Annotated in this window: 17 protein-coding genes; 5 read left to right on the top strand and 12 right to left on the bottom strand. The window is 73.7% G+C overall.

What is annotated here, in order from left to right:
• Positions 1–4 precede the first annotated feature (4 nt).
• The 9 genes from ACP7TJ_RS00945 to ACP7TJ_RS00905 are packed head-to-tail and all read right to left on the bottom strand — an operon-like array spanning position 5 to position 7,897.
• Positions 5–637, bottom strand: a complete 633-nt coding sequence (locus tag ACP7TJ_RS00945; protein WP_380874236.1) for a V-type ATP synthase subunit D — start codon at positions 635–637, stop codon at positions 5–7.
• The gene (locus ACP7TJ_RS00940) at positions 637–2,043 is read right to left on the bottom strand and encodes a V-type ATP synthase subunit B (RefSeq protein WP_266394418.1); all 1,407 of its coding nucleotides are present in this window, start codon (positions 2,041–2,043) and stop codon (positions 637–639) included. Before ACP7TJ_RS00940 ends, ACP7TJ_RS00945 begins: the two co-directional genes overlap by 1 nt.
• Positions 2,040–3,797: a V-type ATP synthase subunit A gene (locus ACP7TJ_RS00935; RefSeq protein WP_367453059.1), complete on the bottom strand. Its 1,758-nt coding sequence runs from the start codon at positions 3,795–3,797 to the stop codon at positions 2,040–2,042. Before ACP7TJ_RS00935 ends, ACP7TJ_RS00940 begins: the two co-directional genes overlap by 4 nt.
• A complete protein-coding gene (locus ACP7TJ_RS00930; protein WP_427761711.1) occupies positions 3,785–4,309 on the bottom strand; it encodes a hypothetical protein in 525 nt (174 codons plus the stop codon). Before ACP7TJ_RS00930 ends, ACP7TJ_RS00935 begins: the two co-directional genes overlap by 13 nt.
• Positions 4,306–4,539, bottom strand: coding sequence for a hypothetical protein (locus ACP7TJ_RS00925; protein WP_093769693.1), 234 nt, complete (start codon positions 4,537–4,539; stop codon positions 4,306–4,308). The genes ACP7TJ_RS00930 and ACP7TJ_RS00925 overlap by 4 nt, the downstream gene beginning before the upstream one ends.
• Complete coding sequence (locus ACP7TJ_RS00920; protein ID WP_093769692.1) at positions 4,536–4,952, bottom strand: ATP synthase subunit C; 417 nt, start codon at positions 4,950–4,952, stop codon at positions 4,536–4,538. The genes ACP7TJ_RS00925 and ACP7TJ_RS00920 overlap by 4 nt, the downstream gene beginning before the upstream one ends.
• The gene (locus tag ACP7TJ_RS00915; protein ID WP_427761708.1) at positions 4,949–6,448 is read right to left on the bottom strand and encodes a V-type ATPase 116kDa subunit family protein; all 1,500 of its coding nucleotides are present in this window, start codon (positions 6,446–6,448) and stop codon (positions 4,949–4,951) included. Before ACP7TJ_RS00915 ends, ACP7TJ_RS00920 begins: the two co-directional genes overlap by 4 nt.
• Positions 6,435–7,397: a V-type ATPase subunit gene (locus ACP7TJ_RS00910; RefSeq protein ID WP_427761706.1), complete on the bottom strand. Its 963-nt coding sequence runs from the start codon at positions 7,395–7,397 to the stop codon at positions 6,435–6,437. The genes ACP7TJ_RS00915 and ACP7TJ_RS00910 overlap by 14 nt, the downstream gene beginning before the upstream one ends.
• Positions 7,397–7,897: a hypothetical protein gene (locus ACP7TJ_RS00905; RefSeq protein ID WP_427761704.1), complete on the bottom strand. Its 501-nt coding sequence runs from the start codon at positions 7,895–7,897 to the stop codon at positions 7,397–7,399. The genes ACP7TJ_RS00910 and ACP7TJ_RS00905 overlap by 1 nt, the downstream gene beginning before the upstream one ends.
• 154 nt (positions 7,898–8,051) lie before the next feature.
• On the opposite strand from ACP7TJ_RS00905, the gene ACP7TJ_RS00900 reads away from it, so the two are divergent.
• Positions 8,052–8,339 carry a hypothetical protein gene (locus ACP7TJ_RS00900; RefSeq protein ID WP_189909254.1) on the top strand — a complete coding sequence of 96 codons (288 nt, stop codon included), beginning with the start codon at positions 8,052–8,054 and terminating at the stop codon, positions 8,337–8,339.
• A gap of 26 nt (positions 8,340–8,365) precedes the next feature.
• On the opposite strand, the gene ACP7TJ_RS00895 is transcribed toward ACP7TJ_RS00900, so the two are convergent.
• The 3 genes from ACP7TJ_RS00895 to ACP7TJ_RS00885 form a co-directional block, all read right to left on the bottom strand.
• Positions 8,366–8,839, bottom strand: coding sequence for a hypothetical protein (locus ACP7TJ_RS00895; protein WP_427761702.1), 474 nt, complete (start codon positions 8,837–8,839; stop codon positions 8,366–8,368).
• A gap of 108 nt (positions 8,840–8,947) precedes the next feature.
• Positions 8,948–9,721: a methyltransferase domain-containing protein gene (locus ACP7TJ_RS00890; protein ID WP_093769688.1), complete on the bottom strand. Its 774-nt coding sequence runs from the start codon at positions 9,719–9,721 to the stop codon at positions 8,948–8,950.
• 81 nt (positions 9,722–9,802) lie between these two features.
• Entirely contained in the window at positions 9,803–10,819 is a 1,017-nt protein-coding gene (locus ACP7TJ_RS00885) for a LacI family DNA-binding transcriptional regulator (protein WP_427761700.1), read from the bottom strand.
• Positions 10,820–11,207: 388 nt separating this feature from the next.
• On the opposite strand from ACP7TJ_RS00885, the gene ACP7TJ_RS00880 reads away from it, so the two are divergent.
• From ACP7TJ_RS00880 to ACP7TJ_RS00865, 4 genes are all read left to right on the top strand, one after another.
• Complete coding sequence (locus ACP7TJ_RS00880; RefSeq protein WP_093769686.1) at positions 11,208–12,518, top strand: extracellular solute-binding protein; 1,311 nt, start codon at positions 11,208–11,210, stop codon at positions 12,516–12,518.
• Positions 12,515–13,423 carry a carbohydrate ABC transporter permease gene (locus ACP7TJ_RS00875; RefSeq protein ID WP_367462108.1) on the top strand — a complete coding sequence of 303 codons (909 nt, stop codon included), beginning with the start codon at positions 12,515–12,517 and terminating at the stop codon, positions 13,421–13,423. The genes ACP7TJ_RS00880 and ACP7TJ_RS00875 overlap by 4 nt, the downstream gene beginning before the upstream one ends.
• Position 13,424: 1 nt before the next feature.
• Positions 13,425–14,321 carry a carbohydrate ABC transporter permease gene (locus ACP7TJ_RS00870; RefSeq protein ID WP_387622956.1) on the top strand — a complete coding sequence of 299 codons (897 nt, stop codon included), beginning with the start codon at positions 13,425–13,427 and terminating at the stop codon, positions 14,319–14,321.
• Between the two features lie 102 nt (positions 14,322–14,423).
• On the top strand, positions 14,424–16,802 hold the full coding sequence (locus ACP7TJ_RS00865) for a glycoside hydrolase family 3 N-terminal domain-containing protein (RefSeq protein ID WP_427761696.1): 2,379 nt from the start codon (positions 14,424–14,426) through the stop codon (positions 16,800–16,802).
• Positions 16,803–16,891 lie beyond the last annotated feature (89 nt).

Genomic DNA, 16,891 nt, shown 5'->3' with positions numbered 1-16,891 from the left:
TCGCTCACGCCGACGGTCGCCGGTCGGCGGCGCCCGCGGCCCAGCGCCGGCGGACGCCGTCCTCGTGCTCGGACTGCTCCAGGGCCAGGCCTGCCCGGTGAAGTTCCTCCCGCAGACGGGGAATCCAGTGGCGGCGCAGGGCACGGACCCGGTGCCGGGTGCCCGCGACCTCCGCGCCCACCGACTCGGCCGCGGCGTGAGCGGCGGCGTACTCGGCCGCGGCGCGCACGGCGTCGGCGTAGGAGGCCTCGGCATGCACCAGGGCCGTGTTGGAGGGTGCGGCGGCCGTGGCGGGGCGGGGCGGCACGGACACGGAGACCGACGCCGGACGGCGCACCCCCATGAAGACGCTCCAGCGGACCGTCACCTCGGCGGGGGCGATGCCCGCCGCAGCCGAGCCGAGGGCCTGTTCCCCACCCAGCAGCAGCCCCCGGAGCAGCCATGTCTCGGCCTCGGAGAGCAGTTCCCGCCAGGTCTGGCCGGCCGCCGCCTCCGCGCGCAGCAGCCGCTCGTGCTCGGCGCGGAGGATGCGCAGCTTCTGCTCCAGCAGGTCGGCTCCGCGCTCGGCGACGTCGAGACTGTGCCGCAGACGAAGCCGTCCCGCACGGCCGGGCGGAGTACGACGGGCGGGGGTCATTACGGCGCCTCCTCGTCAGGCTCGTCGAGGTCTTTCGCACCGTGGGCGTCGAGCAGCCGCGCCGGAAGCATCGAGAGCTGGCCGCGGGGCAGGGTGAGCAGGGCCCGCCAGGCGCGGTCCAGCGCGGTGTCCAGGTCGCGCGGTTCGTCGCTGCGCTGGTGGGCGAAGTCCCGTAGGAACGCCTCCTCGAAGTCCAGGTACCGGCGGTCGGTCGGGCTCAGAGCCGCCCGGCCGACGAGGTCCGCGAGGTCACGGACCTGCCGGGCCCGGGCGAGCGCGGCCAGCAGCTGGGCCGCGACGTCGAGATGGTCCTCACGGGTACGGCCGGCTCCCGCGCCCTTGCGCATCAGCCGGGACAGCGAGGACAGCGCGTCCAGCGGCGGATACACGCCCCGCGCGTGCGTCTCGGGCGAGAGCACGATCTGGCCCTCGGTGATGTAGCCGGTGAGGTCGGGCACGGGATGGGTGATGTCGCCCGCGGGCATGGTGAGCACCGGCAGCACGGTGACCGATCCCGGCCGCCCCCGGATGCGCCCGCAGCGTTCGTACAGGGAGGCCAGGTCGCTGTAGAGGTAGCCGGGGTAGGCGCGACGCGCGGGGATCTCCCCGCGGGCGGCGGACACCTCCCGCAACGCCTCGGCGTACGTCGTCATGTCGGTCATCACGACGAGGACGTGCCGCCCCGCGGTGAAGGCGAGGTGCTCGGCGACGGTGAGCGCGATGCGCGGGGTGAGAATCCGTTCGATCACCGGGTCGTCGGCGGTGTTCAGCAGCAGGACCAGTTCTCCTGCCGCGGAGCGTTCCTCCAGGGCGTCGCGTACGAAGGAGGCGTCGGCGTGGGTGAGTCCCATGCCCGCGAAGACGACGCCGAACGCTTCACCGGCGGCGGTGGCCTGCGCCGCGATCTGCGCGGCCAGTTCCAGGTGCGGCAGTCCGGCCACGGAGAACACCGGCAGCTTCTGCCCGCGCACCAGCGTCGTCAGGGCGTCGACGGCACCCACCCCGGTCAGCACCGGATCGGACGGCGGCTCACGCCGCACCGGGTTGACGGGAGCGCCGCTCACCTCGGCTCGGCGGGATCCGAACACCGGCGGGCCGCCGTCGAGGGGCTCCCCCCGGCCGTTGCAGACCCGGCCCAGCCAGTCCGTGCCGACCGGAACGCGCAGCGGGCTGCCGGAGAAGGCCGCCCGGACACCCGCCGGGTCCATGCCCGACGTGCCCTCCAGCACCTGGACGACCGCCAGGTCACGGTCGGCGTCCAGCACCACACCGTGACGCACCTCGCCCGAGGCCAGGGTGATGCGTACGTCCTCGTCCCAGCCGATCCCCGACACACCCCCCACGATCGCGAGCGGCCCGCGCAGTTCGCGCACCGTCGTGTACTCGATCCCGCCCGACGGGTTCATGGGCGTACGTCCCCCAGCCGCGCGAGCATCGCCTCGCGCCGCTCCGCCACCCCGGCGACGTCGTGCGGGCCGGTGTCCTCGCGGGCGCGCAGCAGCGGACCGAAGTCGATGCCCTCGACCGTGGACGCCGGGACGCCCGCGTCCACGAGTTCGCGGCAGCGGTCGACGACCGCGAGAACGGCGTCGGCCAGGGCGGCCGTCTTCCCGGGGCCGCAGTACGCGTCCCGCTCCGACAGGGCGCTCTGCTGCAGCACCCCTTCGCGGACCAGCCTCCCCGCCAGCACGCTGACGCGCTCCCGCGCGGGCAGGGCGGCGATGCCGATCAGGTCGACGAGATCGGCCAGCCGGTCGGCCTCCGTCAGCACCGCCCCCACCCGGTCGCGGCGCCCGGCCCAGGCCGGATCACCGGCCGCCCGGTGTCCGGCGGCCAGCACCGGCACGTCCCGGGAGAAGGACCCCGCCCAGGAGACCGCCGGGTAGTGGCGGGCGTAGGCGAGGTCGCGGTCGAGGCTCCACAGGCAGCGCACGAAGCGTTCCGTGTACGCGGTCACCGGTTCCGTCATGTCCCCGCCGGGCGGGGAGACGGCGCCGATCACCGTCACCGAGCCGCGGTCCCCGCCGAGGGTGGTCACGGTGGCGGCCCGCTCGTAGAAGGCGGCGATGGCGGACGCCAGTCCGGCCGGGTAGCCCTCCTCGGACGGCAGCGCGCCGGTACGGGAGGCGAACTCGCGCAGCGCCTCCGCCCACCGGGAGGTCGAGTCGGCGATGACGACCACGTCCAGGCCCATGTCCCGGAAGTACTCGGCGACCGTCATGCCCGTGTACACGCTCGCCTCCCGGGCCATCATCGGCATGTTGGAGGTGTTGGCGATCACCACGGTGCGGTCCGCGAGACGACCGCCCGTGCGCGGATCCCGGAGCTCCGACAGTTCGCTGATGACGTCGGCCATCTCGTTGCCGCGCTCCCCGCAGCCGATGTAGACGATGACGTCCGCGTCGCACCACTTGGCGATCTGCTGAAGCAACATCGTCTTGCCGGTGCCGAAACCGCCCGGCACCGCCACCGTGCCGCCCCGGGCCACGGGGAACAGCAGGTCGATCACCCGCTGCCCGGTGTGCAAGGCCTCACGGCTGCCGACGCGTTCGCGCACGGGGCGCGGCCGGCGCACCGGCCACGGAGCGCCGGCCGTCACCGGGGTGCCGCCCACCACGGCCACCACGGCGTCTCCGGCGTACCGGCCGGCGCCGGCGACCTCCTCGACCGTGCCCCCGCGGCCGGGCGGCACGAGGACCTTCAGCCGCACCGGACCCGCGTCGCCGAGCTCCCCGAGCGCCTGGCCCTCGGCCACTCGCTCGCCTGTCGCCACCAGCGGGGAGAAGGCCGAGGTGCTGTCCCCGGCCGCCTGGCCGCGCGTGCCGGGCAGCAGCCAGTCGCCGGCCGCGGAAAGAGGGCGCAGCAGACCGTCGAAGACGCCGCCGAGCAGTCCGGGACCGAGGCGCACCGACAGCGGACGGCCCTGCGGCAGCGCGGGGTGCCCCGGAGCCAGCCCGCCCGTGTACTCGTACGCCTGGATCGTGACCACGTCCCCGCTGATCGCCACGACCTCGCCGGGCAGTTCGGCCGGGCCGACCGACACCAGGTCGTGCATGGCGACACCCTCCGTGTACTCCGCCTCGACCAGTGGCCCGGTGACGCGCAGGATCCGGGAGGCCGTCCGCCGGGCACCCCCGAGGTCTTCCGTCAGGTCTCCCACAGGGTCCGCACCTCTCCTCCGAGCCGGTCCAGCGCGCGCTCGGCCAGCGCGGGCAACGACAGGTCGGCCCGTCTCCCCGGCGCCCGGGCCAGCACGCCCCCCTCGGGATGCCCGGTCACCTCGGCGTCGGGGCCGAGGAGGACACGGGCGCGATGTCCGAGCCGCTCCAGCAGATCGGCGTAACCGTCGGTCAGGCGCAGGGCGCCGACCCGTGCGGTGACCTCCCGGCGCAGTTCGTCGTACGACTCCCGGCGCGCGGCCAGCGTGCGGGACCTGGCCTTCCGCCGGGCCCTGACAAGGAGCTCGCGGGCGCCGTCCGCGCCGTCGGCCTCTCCCTGGCGGCGGGCCTCGTCCAGGACGGTCCGCGCCTCGGCACGTGCCCGGTCCAGCAGGGCGGCCGTCTCCTGCCCGGTGCGGGCCAGCAGCGCTTCGGCATCGGCGCGGGCGGCCCGCAGCAGCTCCGCCCGCACCGGGTGGAGTGCGTCCGCCGTCCGGTCGGGCGCCTGGTTCATGGCGGCATCACGGCGGTCAGCGGCCGGCGCCCGGCAGGAGCCGCGGGGCCGGACCGAAGCGCTTCGGCGGCGGCCGGGGTGAGGATCACCAGGTCGACGCCCTCCGGCAGGTCCCGCCAGGCCCGGCGCACCGCCTCGGGGCCGTCGGCGACGAGCACCACCGCTCCGGCCAGGGCCAGGCCGCCCACCCGGGACGGCTCACCGATGGCGGCGACGCGGCCCACGGTCATGCCCTGCCGACGAGGATGACGGCGACGACCAGCCCGTAGATGGCGATGCCCTCGGCGAGACCCACGATGACCATGGCACGGCCGAAGAGCTCGGGCCGTTCGCTCAGCGCCGCCAGGGCCGCCGCACCCGTGTACGCCACCGCGATGCCCGCCCCGATCGTCGACGCGGCCACCGCGATCGCGGCACCGATCAGCGCCGCGGAGCCCGAGCCGGAGTCCTGCGCGGCCGAGGTCGCGGCCTGGGCGGAGCCTCCTCCGGCCGCGAGGGTCAGCACCACGGTGGCGGCCACGAGCAGGACGGCGTCGGCGCCGACCATCCACCACAGCGCCGTGCGGCCCGACCGCCGCAGAACCAGGCGTACGGCGACGAACCCCGCCACGAGGACGGGCAGGGCCAGGAGCCAGGTGATCACGCTTCCTCCTTCCTCACCGGACCGCGTCCGGTGGTCGCCCGCGCCTCGGACGCCCCGGTCCCACCGGCCGGGCCCGTGAGGTGCTGCACGGGCGGACGCCAGGGTCTGAAGGGGCGGCCCTCACTCTCGAAGAGCCGGGAGAACAGCTCGTAGAACTCCAGACGCAACGCCTGGACCCCCGCCACCAGCGCCTCCAGCGCGAAGGCCAGGGCGTTGCCGAGCAGGAAGACGAGCGTTGCCACGGCGACGCCCGCCGGACCCCGGCCCGCCGACGAGGTCGTACCGTCCCAGACGATCGCCCCCAGGGCCGCATGGGTGAGCCCGAAGGCCGCCAGCCGTGCGAACGACACGACGTTCGAGCCGATCCGCACCACCGCGTCGAACAACTGCACGCCGGTCTGCACGGCGCCGCCCGCACCACCCGCCGTGCCCGCGTACACACCCACACCCGCGAAGGCGAGCCCGACGGCGACGACCGCGGCGCCCACGACCCCGTACACGGCCTGCCCCAGCCACACGGAGCCGGCGAGCGCGGCGAGACCGAGGTAGACCGCCGCCCCGGCGACGCCGGACGTCGCGTACAGCGCCGCGGCGGGGCCGCCCTCCCGGAGACGGTTGACGATCCCCGCGCCGTACGCGAGGGCGAGCAGTACGGCGCCGAGCCCCACGGCGGCGGTCAGCAGCCGCGTGGGCTCGTCCAGCGGTGCCAGCCACAGCACGGGCAGGACACCGGTCGGGCCGAAGAACTCGCCGTATGCGAGCCCGGCGAGCGCGGAGGCCAGCCCGGCCGCGGCGACGAACGGCCACAGCGGGCGCAGCGCCGCCGCCCGGCGCGGCCGTCCGGCCCGCAACACGAGCGCGAGGGCAACCAGCAGCAGCCCGTGCCCCGCGTCGCCGAACATCAGGCCGAACATCACCACGTACGCGATTCCGGCGGGCAACGTGGGGTCGAGATCGGCGTAGGGAACGGTTCCGTACGTGGTGACCAGCGGTGTGAAGGAGCGGAGCACGGTGCGCGGCCGACGGTCCGGGGGTCTCTCCGCCGCGCCGGTCAGGAGGGTGGGCGGATCGACACCGCGGGGGGTGGGCAGCGGCACCAGCGCACCTCCGGCCCCGGCGATGCGCGCGGCCGTCGCCTCCATCTCCGCTTCCGGGCACCACCCGGCCAGGGCCGCCACCGCACCGTGCCGGACCGCACCGCCGAGCCGCTCCTCCAGCTGTGCCTCACCCGCCAGCAGATCCGCGCGGCCCTCCCGCTCCAGGGCGTCCAGGTCGGGCGGCGCGGCGCTGAGCACGGCCGGTCCTGGCCCGGCGCGCAACCGCTGCAGACGCGACGCGGCCGGCCCATGGACGGCCGGCCCGCCGTCGACGGCCAGGTCGATCTCGACACAGCCCGCCTCGGCGATCCGCACCAGGGTCTCCCGCAGCGCCGGCTCCGGCGCCACGACGGCCACCCGGCGCATCCGGACCGGGACCACCGACTCAGCCCGGAACATCGAGCACCTCCGCCGGCTGGTCTCCTCGGCCGCCGCGGGCGGCCAGTTCCAGCGCGCCGCGCGTGCGCCACGCGTCGGCCGACAGCAGGGCCACGGCTCCCACGACCGGCCGGGGACCGAACCGGGAACGGCGCAGCATGTCCCGCCCGTCCCGTTCGACGGCGTCCCACCACCGTGCTTCGGCCCGCCACAGATCCGCGGCCTCGCCGACGTCCTCCAGCAGCCATCCCGCGGTGTCCGGAAGCGCCTGCCGGAAGCCGGCGTACGAGCGCGCCTCCACCGCACGGGGCCCGAGCAGGCGCGCGGCCCGGTGAGCGGAGACGTCCGGGAGGCGGCGGCCCACGACGAACACCTCCCGGGCCACCAGCAGGGCGAGCCGGGCCGCCGCCCAGCGCGCCGCGTCGGGCGCGGCACCGGCGAGCCGTACGGCCGCGGAGACCCGCATGCCGGTGGCGACCGCGGCAGGGGAGTCACCGCCGGGGTCGCCCCAGGACGAAGCCGTCAGCGCGTTGCGCAGCTCGGCCGGGGTACGGGTGGCGGAGAGCCGCGTCCACGCGATCGCCAGCGCGCCCAGACGGTAGGGGGAGGGGCGGGGACGGTCCGGGCCCGGCGGCGACGCGTCGCCCACCAGGGTGCTCAGATGGCGTTCCGTGTTGCGGATCTCGAACCCGGCGGCCAGCGCCCGGACCGCTTCCGTGCCGGCCGCGGGCTGCCAGCCGGCGAGGATCCTCAAGTGCCACAGCAGGGTCGCCGTGACCGCCCGCTGGGCCTCGGCGGGAGAGGAACCGGCCGACGGTGCGAGGCCGCCCCGGTAAGGAGTGGCAGCCAGACGGCGCAGGGCGTCGTCGAGCGTGCGGGCCCCGGCCACCTCCTTGACGTCCTCCGGACCCAGGCACCTGGTCCGCAGGGCGCGGGCCCGGGTCACGCCGGCCACCCACCCGGCGCCCATCACAAAGTCCCCTCCTCGTGACCTTCCCGGCCGGGCGTCCCGGGACTCTCCGCGGATGCGGGCGCCGTCTGCTCCGTCGCGAGATCCTCCAGCACCAGGGCCACGGCACGGTCCACGAGCCCGGGCATCCGGTCCCTGGCCCGGTCCTGGACGGCGGCAGCCTCACGGTCCGCTTCGGCGAGCAGCGCGGCCGCTCTGCTCTCGGCCGTACGCAGCACCTGCTCGGCGGCGCGTGCCCGCACCCGGCGGGCCTCCTCACGGGCCTCTGCCACCACGGCCCCCGCCTGCCGCTCGGCTTCACGACGGCGTGACGCGGCGGTTTCGGCGGCCTGCTCGCGTACGCTCCGCGCCTCCGCCTCCGTCCGTTCGAAGAGGGAGAGGGGTGGTGCGAGTTCCGCGCGGAGTTCCGCGGAACGGTCGGCGGGGACGCCCGTCGGTGCGGCCCGGCCGGGCGAGGCAGCCGGCCGGAACCGTGTCAGGAAGTCCCGGAAACCAGTCATGACCCTTCCCTTCAGACGGGTCTTTTCGCTCCAGCTCCCCAGTCTTCCCGCCTCGCGGTGACCTGTCGTGCCACGCTGGGCCGTCCGCCGCTCCGCTGGTGTCGTACGGTGCACGCACCTGTGCCCCGCGCCACGCGCGTGAGAGCATCCGTCCATGAGCAGCGATCTTGAAGTGAGCGCTCTGGCCATCAACGTCACGATCCCCGAGACGCTTCGCTGGACGGACACACGGCGTGGCCAGGAGTTCCGGCTGACCACACTCAACGTCCGCCTCCTCCCGGACGGCCATCTCGCCGTGAAGGCGTACGGCCGCCCGGTCGGCGGCGGCCGGGGCGCGTACGTCTCGTTCCCGGTGCCTGACGACCCGGCCCTGGCCTCTCTGGTCGCCGAAGCGGCCGGCCACGCCGGGACGTTGTGGGCGGCGCACCGGGGGCTCGGCTGAGGCTGCGCGTGCCGCGGGCCGGCGAGTCAGCCGCGCCGGCGCCCTCCGCCAGAGGCCGGCGACTGTGCGGACCGGAGAAGGCCGGCGAGACTCACGGCGGGGCGTCCGAGCAGGCCGGTCAGCGTGCGCTGCTGGCGCTCCGTCAGGGGAGTGGTGAAGACGACGGCGCCGACGCCGTCCTGATCGGCGGCGTGAGCCACCTCGCGGACCTTCCCATGACTCAGCAGAGTGCGGGAGGAGTAGGGAAGGCTCATGTTCCGGGCCCCGCCGTCCGAGACACCACGGCGTTGCACGATCCGCGTGACGACACGGGCGCCGTGCGCGGTGAGCTGCGCGGCCGCCGACGCCATGACCGTCTCGAAGTCCCTCTGCCTGGAGGAGAAGAAGCCGACAAGGACGACGTCGGCGCCGGCGGCGGGCAGCCGGTAGGGCGGGAGCGGGGCCGGCTTCGGCGGCACCCGGCGGGACGGCCGCCGGTCGCGTCTTCGGGGCTGGTGCATGAGCGGCAGACTAGGGGTGGCCTGCCCGCGGTGACTACCGGACCCTGAAGCCTTCCGTGTCGTGGACCGCCACGCCCGGCCACCGGGCGTGGCGGTCCCGCCTGGACATCAGCGCGAGCAGACCACCGTGACGAGCGTGAAGGACGCGAAGAAGGTCCCCTGCGCCAGGCCCGTGAACCACCGGCGTCCGCGCTCCCGGTCGACGTACCCCGCGGCGATGGCCGCCTCCATGTTGCGGCCGAGGCCCAGCGTGTGGTCCGCCTCCTCGACGTCACGGAACACCGGCGTCGTGGCGAGGACGGTCTCCACAGCGAAGCCCGCCTGCTCGGCGAGACGTGCGAGACCGCGTCCGACCGTCGCGTGGCGGACCGCTTCCGTCGTGGTGTAGCGGGTGAAGGCGCGGCTCGTCTCCAGATCCTCGGCGTCGACGATCAGCGTGTCCCAGTCGGGCTCGGCCAGGGCGACGCGTGCGCCCGGCCGGGTCACACGGTGCAGCTGAGCCAGGGCCGTCGCGGGGTCGTCGACGTGCATGAGCACCCGGTCGATCTTGGCGCGGTCCACGGTGCCGGGACCGACGGGCGGATCGAGCACGTCCCCCTCGCGGATCTCCACCCGGCGCAGTCCCCGCGTCCGCTCACGCGCCTGCGCCAGCATGGCCGGGTCACGGTCGACGCCGATCACCGTGCCCGTCGCCCCGGCCCGCTCCGCCAGCGTCGGCAGATCGGTGCCCGGACCGCACCCGGCATCCAGGACCGTGTGGCCCTCCCGGACGTCCAGCAGGTCCACCAACTGCCGTTTGTACAGACGGCCCACGTCGCTGGCGGCGGCCCGCAGCATGTAGGAGGCCTGATCGGGGCGGGGCACGCCGAGAGTCGATGACATGGGGTCAGTCAAGCACCCTCGCCACGGGCGGGCACCCGTCCTGGCCACGCCGACGGACCAGGACGGCGTGCCCGGAAGGGATCACCCGGCCTCGGGCGGCGGCGCCGTCGACGCCCGTACGACAAGCTCCGTGGCCAGTTCGATGTGATGCGACTCGGCCTTCTCCCCGTTCGCCAGCCGCAGCGCCGTGCGCAGCGCGGCGGCCCCCATCTCCCGCAGCGGCTGGCGCACGGTGGTGAGGGGCGGCGAGGCCATCTGGGCGAGGCTGGTGTCGTCGAAGCCGACCACGCTCAGGTCCTCGGGGACGCGCAGGCTCCGGGCGCGGGCGGTCTCGACGACGCCGAGGGCGATCTCGTCGTTGCCCGTGAAGACCGCCGTGGGCGGCTCGTCCAGGTCCAGCAGCGCCGCGGCCCCGGCCAGACCCGTCTCGTACGTGAACTCCCCGGGCCGGACGTACGCGTCCGGCACCGGGGCGCCCTCGGCCTCCATGGCCGCGCGGTAACCGTGCATGCGGGCCTGGTTGCAGACGGCCATGGCGGGTCCGCCGAGGTAGGCGATCCGGCGGTGCCCCAGGGACAGCAGATGCCGGGTCGCGGACAGGCCCCCGGCGAAGTTGGTCGCACCGACGCTGTGCACCCGGCTGTCCGGCAGGTGCAAGGGGTCCAGCACCACCAACGGCAGCCCCGAGCGCGCCAGTTCCTTCAGGTGGGCGGCGGTGTGGACGCTGGTGACCGCGATGACGGCGCGGCGGCCGGCCGACACCAGGTCCCGTGCCCAGTGCGGGGCGCCGGACGCCTTGCTCACCACCACCGACGCCCCCGACCCGGCGGCCGCGTCGACGATGCCCTCCAGGGCCTCCGCGACGTACGACTTGAGGCTTCCCTTGAACTGCACCTCGATCGTCGGGCTCTCGACGGCCTCGCTGTGGCGGAACACCGGCGCCAAGTAGTCGTGCCGGTGCAGCAGTTCCTGCACGCGCACGCGGGTGTGGGGCGCCACGTCGCCACGGCCGTTGACCACCTTGGACACGGTGGCGACGGAGACCCCAGCCGCTTGGGCGATGTCCGCCAAGGTGGTGCGCCGGGCGTTCGGTCGCATCGGTTCCTCTCAGCTGTTGGGCCACCGGGGGGTGACCCGCCGGTCCGGCCGGTCACACGGACGGATCCGCCCAACCGTACCGTCGAACACCGCCGGACCCGACGGCCCGGCACGGAGCGCACCGACAGTGTGACAGTCCGGAGCCGCCGCGTCATCAACGCCTTTCACCGGATCATTTCGAAACAGTTTCGGATTGTGCGCGACCTGAGCCAGGGCGATCAAACCCTTGTTTCACAAGGGACATGCCCGTGCCGCACCGCCCGTGCACGCGTCTTGACACCGCATCAGCCCGAAACCTAGCTTGCTCGAACAGAGCTAGACGAAGTGATTTTCGAAAACCTTTCCACGACTCACGAGAAGCCGACGGCTCTCGAGTGCGGAGAAAATCATGGCGCTCTCCCGACGTACCCTTCTCGGCCTGGCGGCCGCCGTGCCCGTCTCGGCCGCGCTCGCCGCCTGCGGCGGCTCCTCGGGCCCCGGCAAGGGCGGTGCCGCCACCTACTGGTACCTGAACGGACAGCCGCAGGAAGGAGTCAGGGCCGGCGCCGTCGATGCCTTCAACAAGGCGCATCCGGACACGCAGATCGAGGACACGACCTTCCAGAACGACGCCTACAAGACGAAGATCAAGACAGCCATCGGCGCCGGACAGGCGCCCACCGTCATCTGGGGCTGGGGCGGCGGAACCCTGCGCGCCTACGCGGAGGCCGGGCAGGTCGAGGACCTCACCCCGTGGTTCGACGAGAACCCCGACGTCAGGAAGGGACTGTTCCCGTCCTCGTTCGGCGCGGCGACCGTCGACGGCAAGATCTACGCGATGCCCTGCGAGACGGTGCAGCCGATCGTCCTCTACTACAACAAGAGGGTGTTCGACCAGGTCAAGGTGGAGCCGCCCGAGACCTGGGACGACATCATGGCCCTGGTCCCGAAGTTCAACGCGAAGGGCATCGCCCCGTTCGCGCTCGGCGGGCAGTCCCGGTGGACCAACATGATGTGGCTGGAGTTCCTGTTCGACCGCATCGGCGGGCCCGAGGTGTTCCAGGCCGCCATCGAAGGCGAGAAGAACGCCTGGTCGCACCCCGACGCCCTGAAGGCGCTCACGGCGCTCCAGGACCTGGTGAAGGCCGACGGATTCGTGAAGGGCTTCTCCTCCATCACCGCGGACTCCAACGCCGACCAGGCCCTGCTGTACACCGGCCGGGCCGCCATGATGCTGCACGGCGCCTGGTCGTACGGCATCCAGCAGGCCGACGGCGGCGACTTCGTGTCCAGCGACTCGCTCGGCTTCATGACCTTCCCGGCCGTCGAGGGCGGCAAGGGCGACCTGAGCAACACCGTCGGCAACCCCGCGCAGTACCTGTCCGTCTCCGCCAAGGCGAGCGCCGAGCAGAAGAAGATCGCCAAGGACTTCTTCGCCACCGGCATCCTCCAGGAGGAGGAGGTGAAACAGTGGATCGGCAACGGGTCGGTGCCGATCCGGCTGGGCACGGAGAAGCTGCTGGCCGCCTCCGACAACGCCGAGTTCCTGCAGTTCACGTACGACATCGCCAGCAAGGCCAAGGTGTTCGTGCAGTCCTGGGACCAGGCGCTCAGCCCCACCGCCGCGGAGACGCTGCTCGACAACATCGTCAAGCTCTTCCAACTGTCCATCTCGCCGCAGCAGTTCGCCTCCAACCTCAACGCGGTCACCGCCGCATGAGCACGCTCACCGCCAAGCAGGGCGTCCGTCGCCCCCAGCGCAGCATCCTGCCCTGGCTGGCGACGCCGGCGCTGCTGCTCTTCACCGGGTTCGCCGTCGTACCGCTGGTCGGCGTCTTCGCGCTGAGCTTCACCACCTGGGACGGCATCGGCTCCATCCGCCTCACCGGGCTGACCAGTTGGCGTGCGGTGCTCACCGACCCCGGGCTGCCGCATGCCCTCTGGGTGACGTTCCTGGTGATGGCCGTGTCCTGGGCCGTGCAGACACCGCTCAGCATCCTGCTCGGCACGTTCCTCGCCGGACGCCAGCGGTACCGCGCGGTGCTGGGCGTCGTCTACTTCGTCCCGCTGATGCTCAGCTCCGCCGCCATCGCCATCGCCTACGAGGCGCTGCTGGACCCGAACTTCGGGCTCGGCGCCGGACTGAAGATCCAGGCGCTCAGCCAGGACTGGCTGGGGCGGCCGGGACTCGCGTTCGGCGTGGTCATCTTCGTCGTCTCCTGGCAGTTCATCCCGTTCCACTCCCTGATCTACCAGGGCGGCGTCCAGCAGATCCCGAAGTCCCTCTACGAAGCAGCGCAGTTGGACGGGGCCGGACGGGTCAGGCAGTTCTTCAGCATCACGCTGCCCCAGCTGAAGTACACCATCATCACCTCGTCCACCCTGATGGTCGTCGGGTCGCTGACCTTCTTCGACCTCATCTTCGTCCTGACCGAGGGCGGCCCCGGCGACGCCACCCGGGTCCTCGCACTGGACATGTACAAGCGGGGATTCCAGGCCAGCCTCATGGGACCCGCCAGCGCCATCGCGGTCATCCTGGTCCTCGTCGGCCTCGCCCTCGCCCTGCTGCTGCGCCGCCTCGGAGGCCGGGACGCCGCGGCGAGCCAACTCGAGGGGGCCTCCTGACGTGACCACCACGCTCACCACGACCCGACGGCCCGAGAAGGTCACCCGCCCCGAAGGGCCGCGCCGCTCCCGCCCGGCGGCCCGCCGGCGCAACTGGCTCGGCGGACTGGCCGGCTGGCTCTGGCTGGCCGTCGTCGCCGTACCCCTCTACTGGACCCTCATCACCAGCCTCAAGGACCGCAGCCGCTACTACGCGAGCAACCCGCTGGTACCGTCGGCCGACCCGACCCTGGACAACTACCGGATGGTCGTCGAGTCCGACTTCCTGCGGTACTTCGTGAACAGCGTCGTCGTGACCGCCGGAGCGGTGATACCGGCGGTCCTGGTCTCCTTCATGGCGGCCTACGCCATCGTCCGCGGCTGGCGCATGCGCGTGCTGCGCGCCATGAACGGCCTGTTCCTCATGGGACTGGCCATCCCCCTCCAGGCGACGGTCATCCCGGTCTACCTCATCATCATCAAACTGCACCTCTACGACAGCCTGGCCGCGCTGATCCTCCCGTCCATCGCCTTCGCCATCCCGCTGTCCGTCCTGGTCCTCGCCAACTTCATCCGTGACGTGCCGAAGGAACTGTTCGACTCGATGCGCGTGGACGGCGCCACCGAATGGACCACGCTGTGGCGGCTCGCGGCGCCGCTCACCCGGCCCGCCCTCCTCACCGTGACCATCTTCAACGCGCTGACCATCTGGAACGGCTTCCTGCTGCCCCTGGTCCTCACCCAGAGCCCGGACCGCAGGACCCTGCCGCTCGCCCTGTGGACCTTCCAGGGCCAGTACGGGGTCAACGTCCCGGCCGTGCTGGCCGCCGTCGTCCTCACCACCCTGCCCGTCCTGGTGCTGTACGCCTTCGGCCGCCGCCAGCTGCTCAGCGGCCTGACCGCGGGATTCGGCCGCTGACCCGCACCGGCACCGGCGGGTACGACCCCGCCCCGACTTCCACCCGACCACCGGTTCGCCCGCCCCGCCCCCGGACCGGGGCCCGGCGGGCGGAGGAGGAACGTGAACACCGACGTGGCCGCGGAGAACCCCTCCGCCCTCTCCCTCTGGAACGACCCGACCGCCCCCGTCGCCGCACGCGTCGACGCGCTGATCGCCGCCATGACCCTTCAGGAGAAGACCGCCCAGCTGTCCGGGGTGTGGGTGGGCGCCTCCGACGAGGGCGGCGAAGTGGCCCCGCACCAGCACGACATGGAGGAGGCCGTCGACCTCGACGCGCTCCTGCCCACCGGCCTGGGCCAGCTCACCCGCCCCTTCGGCACCGTCCCGGTCGACCCCGCCCTGGGCGCGCTCTCCCTGGCCCGCACCCAGGCCCGCATCGCCGCCTCCAACCGCTTCCGCATCCCCGCCCTCGCGCACGACGAGTGCCTGGCCGGCTTCGCCGCCTGGGGCGCCACCGCCTACCCCGTCCCGCTCTCCTGGGGCGCCGCCTTCGACCCCGGCCTGGTACGGCGCATGGCCGCCGCCATCGGCCGCGACATGCGCGCCGTCGGCGTCCACCAGGGCCTCGCGCCCGTCCTTGACGTGGTGCGCGACGCCCGCTGGGGCCGCGTCGAGGAGACCATCGGCGAGGACCCGTACCTCGTCGGCACCATCGGCACCGCCTACGTCCAAGGGCTGGAGTCCGCCGGGATCGTCGCCACGCTGAAGCACTTCGCCGGCTACTCGGCCTCCCGCGCCGGACGCAATCTCGCGCCCGCCTCGATGGGGCCGCGGGAGCGCGCCGACGTGGTGCTGCCGCCGTTCGAGATGGCGATCCGCGAGGGCGGCGCCCGCTCCGTGATGAACGCCTACACCGACACCGACGGCGTGCCCTCCGCGGCCGACGAGACCCTGCTCACCGGACTGCTGAGGGACACCTGGGGCTTCGACGGCACGGTGGTCGCCGACTACTTCGCCGTCGCCTTCCTGAAGATCCTGCACGGTGTCGCGGCCGACTGGGCGGACGCCGCCGGCACCGCGCTCCACGCGGGCATCGACGTCGAACTGCCCAACGTCAAGACCTACGGCGCACCGCTCACCGAGGCCGTCGCCGACGGCCGCGTCCCGGAGGAACTGGTCGACCGCGCCCTGCGCCGCGTCCTCACCCAGAAGGCCGCGCTCGGCCTGCTCGACCCGGACTGGAACCCCGTGCCGGCGGCCCTCGACGGAACGGACCCGGACGACCCGGAGACCCTGCGCGGCCATGTCGACCTGGACAGCCCCGAGAACCGCGCCCTGGCCCGCGCGCTGGCCGAGGAAGCGGTCGTGCTGCTGAGCAACGACGGCACCCTGCCGCTCGGCCGGCCCCGCCGCATCGCCCTCATCGGCCCCAACGCCGACGAGCCCACCGCTGTGCTGGGCTGCTACTCCTTCCCCCAGCACATCGGCGTCCGCCACCCCGGCACACCGCTCGGCATCGGCCTGCCCACCCTGCGCGAGACGCTCGTCGCGGAGTTCCCCGACGCCGGCATCACCCACGTCCGCGGCACCGGCGTCGACGACGGCGACCTCTCCGGCCTGGAGGAGGCGGTACGGGCGGCACGCGAGGCCGACGTCACCGTCGTGGCGCTGGGCGACCGCGCCGGCCTGTTCGGACGCGGCACGAGCGGCGAGGGATGCGACGCCGGGACACTGGACCTGCCCGGCGCGCAGCAGCAGCTCCTCGACGCGCTGCTCGACACCGGGACGCCCGTGGTGACCGTGCTGCTGGCGGGACGCCCGTACGCGCTCGGGCGCGCGGTGACCGAGTCGGCTGCGATCGTGCAGTCCTTCTTCCCCGGCGAGGAAGGCACGCATGCGATCGCCGGGGTGCTCAGTGGCCGGGTCAACCCGTCCGGACGCCTCCCGGTCGGCGTGCCGCGCGCACCGGGCTCCCAGCCGGGCACCTACCTCGGAGCGCGGCTCGCCCACGCCAACGAGGCGTCCAACGTCGACCCGACCCCCGCGTTCCCCTTCGGCCACGGCCTGTCGTACACGCGGTTCGACTGGACCGACCTCACCGTGGACGCCCACGAGGCCCCGACGGACGGCGAGTTCACCCTCGCCTTCACCGTCCGCAACACCGGCGAGCGGTCCGGCACCGAGGTCGTCCAGCTCTACCTCCACGATCCGGTCGCCTCGGTCGTCCAGCCGGTGCAGCGCCTCGTCGGCTACACCCGGGTCACCCTGGAACCCGGGGAGGCCCGGCGGCTGACCGTCACGGTCCCGGCCGACCTCGCCTCCTTCACGGGCCGTGACGGCAGGCGTGTGGTCGAACCGGGCGCGCTGGAGCTGAGGCCGGCGGCCTCCAGCGCCGATCCGCGCCTGACCGCCCGGGTCGTCCTCACGGGACCCGAGCGCCACGTCGACCACACACGGCGCCTGCACGCCACGATCGCGCAGAAGCCGGCCACCGCCTGAACCGCGGGGTGCGCGGCACACGTCAGGGGGCCGCGCACCCCGCCCCCCCTCGGCAGAGGGCGACCCGGCGGACCGGCACGGTACGGCCC

This window comes from Streptomyces sp. DSM 41931 (assembly GCF_050271085.1).
GTDB classification, from domain to species: Bacteria; Actinomycetota; Actinomycetes; order Streptomycetales; family Streptomycetaceae; genus Streptomyces; species Streptomyces albogriseolus.
This window is presented reverse-complemented; position numbering and strand designations above follow the sequence as displayed.

What these genes read in the sequence shown, in the direction of transcription:
- ACP7TJ_RS00910 (WP_427761706.1), bottom strand. Translation starts at nt 7,397, where the DNA reads ATGGGCGCCGGGTGGGTGGCCGGCGTGACCCGGGCCCGCGCCCTGCGG.
- ACP7TJ_RS00905 (WP_427761704.1), bottom strand. Translation starts at nt 7,897, where the DNA reads ATGACTGGTTTCCGGGACTTCCTGACACGGTTCCGGCCGGCTGCCTCG.
- ACP7TJ_RS00915 (WP_427761708.1), bottom strand. Translation starts at nt 6,448, where the DNA reads ATGTTCCGGGCTGAGTCGGTGGTCCCGGTCCGGATGCGCCGGGTGGCC.
- ACP7TJ_RS00880 (WP_093769686.1), top strand. Translation starts at nt 11,208, where the DNA reads ATGGCGCTCTCCCGACGTACCCTTCTCGGCCTGGCGGCCGCCGTGCCC.
- ACP7TJ_RS00940 (WP_266394418.1), bottom strand. Translation starts at nt 2,043, where the DNA reads ATGAACCCGTCGGGCGGGATCGAGTACACGACGGTGCGCGAACTGCGC.
- ACP7TJ_RS00885 (WP_427761700.1), bottom strand. Translation starts at nt 10,819, where the DNA reads ATGCGACCGAACGCCCGGCGCACCACCTTGGCGGACATCGCCCAAGCG.
- ACP7TJ_RS00900 (WP_189909254.1), top strand. Translation starts at nt 8,052, where the DNA reads ATGAGCAGCGATCTTGAAGTGAGCGCTCTGGCCATCAACGTCACGATC.
- ACP7TJ_RS00875 (WP_367462108.1), top strand. Translation starts at nt 12,515, where the DNA reads ATGAGCACGCTCACCGCCAAGCAGGGCGTCCGTCGCCCCCAGCGCAGC.
- ACP7TJ_RS00890 (WP_093769688.1), bottom strand. Translation starts at nt 9,721, where the DNA reads ATGTCATCGACTCTCGGCGTGCCCCGCCCCGATCAGGCCTCCTACATG.
- ACP7TJ_RS00945 (WP_380874236.1), bottom strand. Translation starts at nt 637, where the DNA reads ATGACCCCCGCCCGTCGTACTCCGCCCGGCCGTGCGGGACGGCTTCGT.
- ACP7TJ_RS00925 (WP_093769693.1), bottom strand. Translation starts at nt 4,539, where the DNA reads ATGACCGTGGGCCGCGTCGCCGCCATCGGTGAGCCGTCCCGGGTGGGC.
- ACP7TJ_RS00930 (WP_427761711.1), bottom strand. Translation starts at nt 4,309, where the DNA reads ATGAACCAGGCGCCCGACCGGACGGCGGACGCACTCCACCCGGTGCGG.
- ACP7TJ_RS00895 (WP_427761702.1), bottom strand. Translation starts at nt 8,839, where the DNA reads ATGCACCAGCCCCGAAGACGCGACCGGCGGCCGTCCCGCCGGGTGCCG.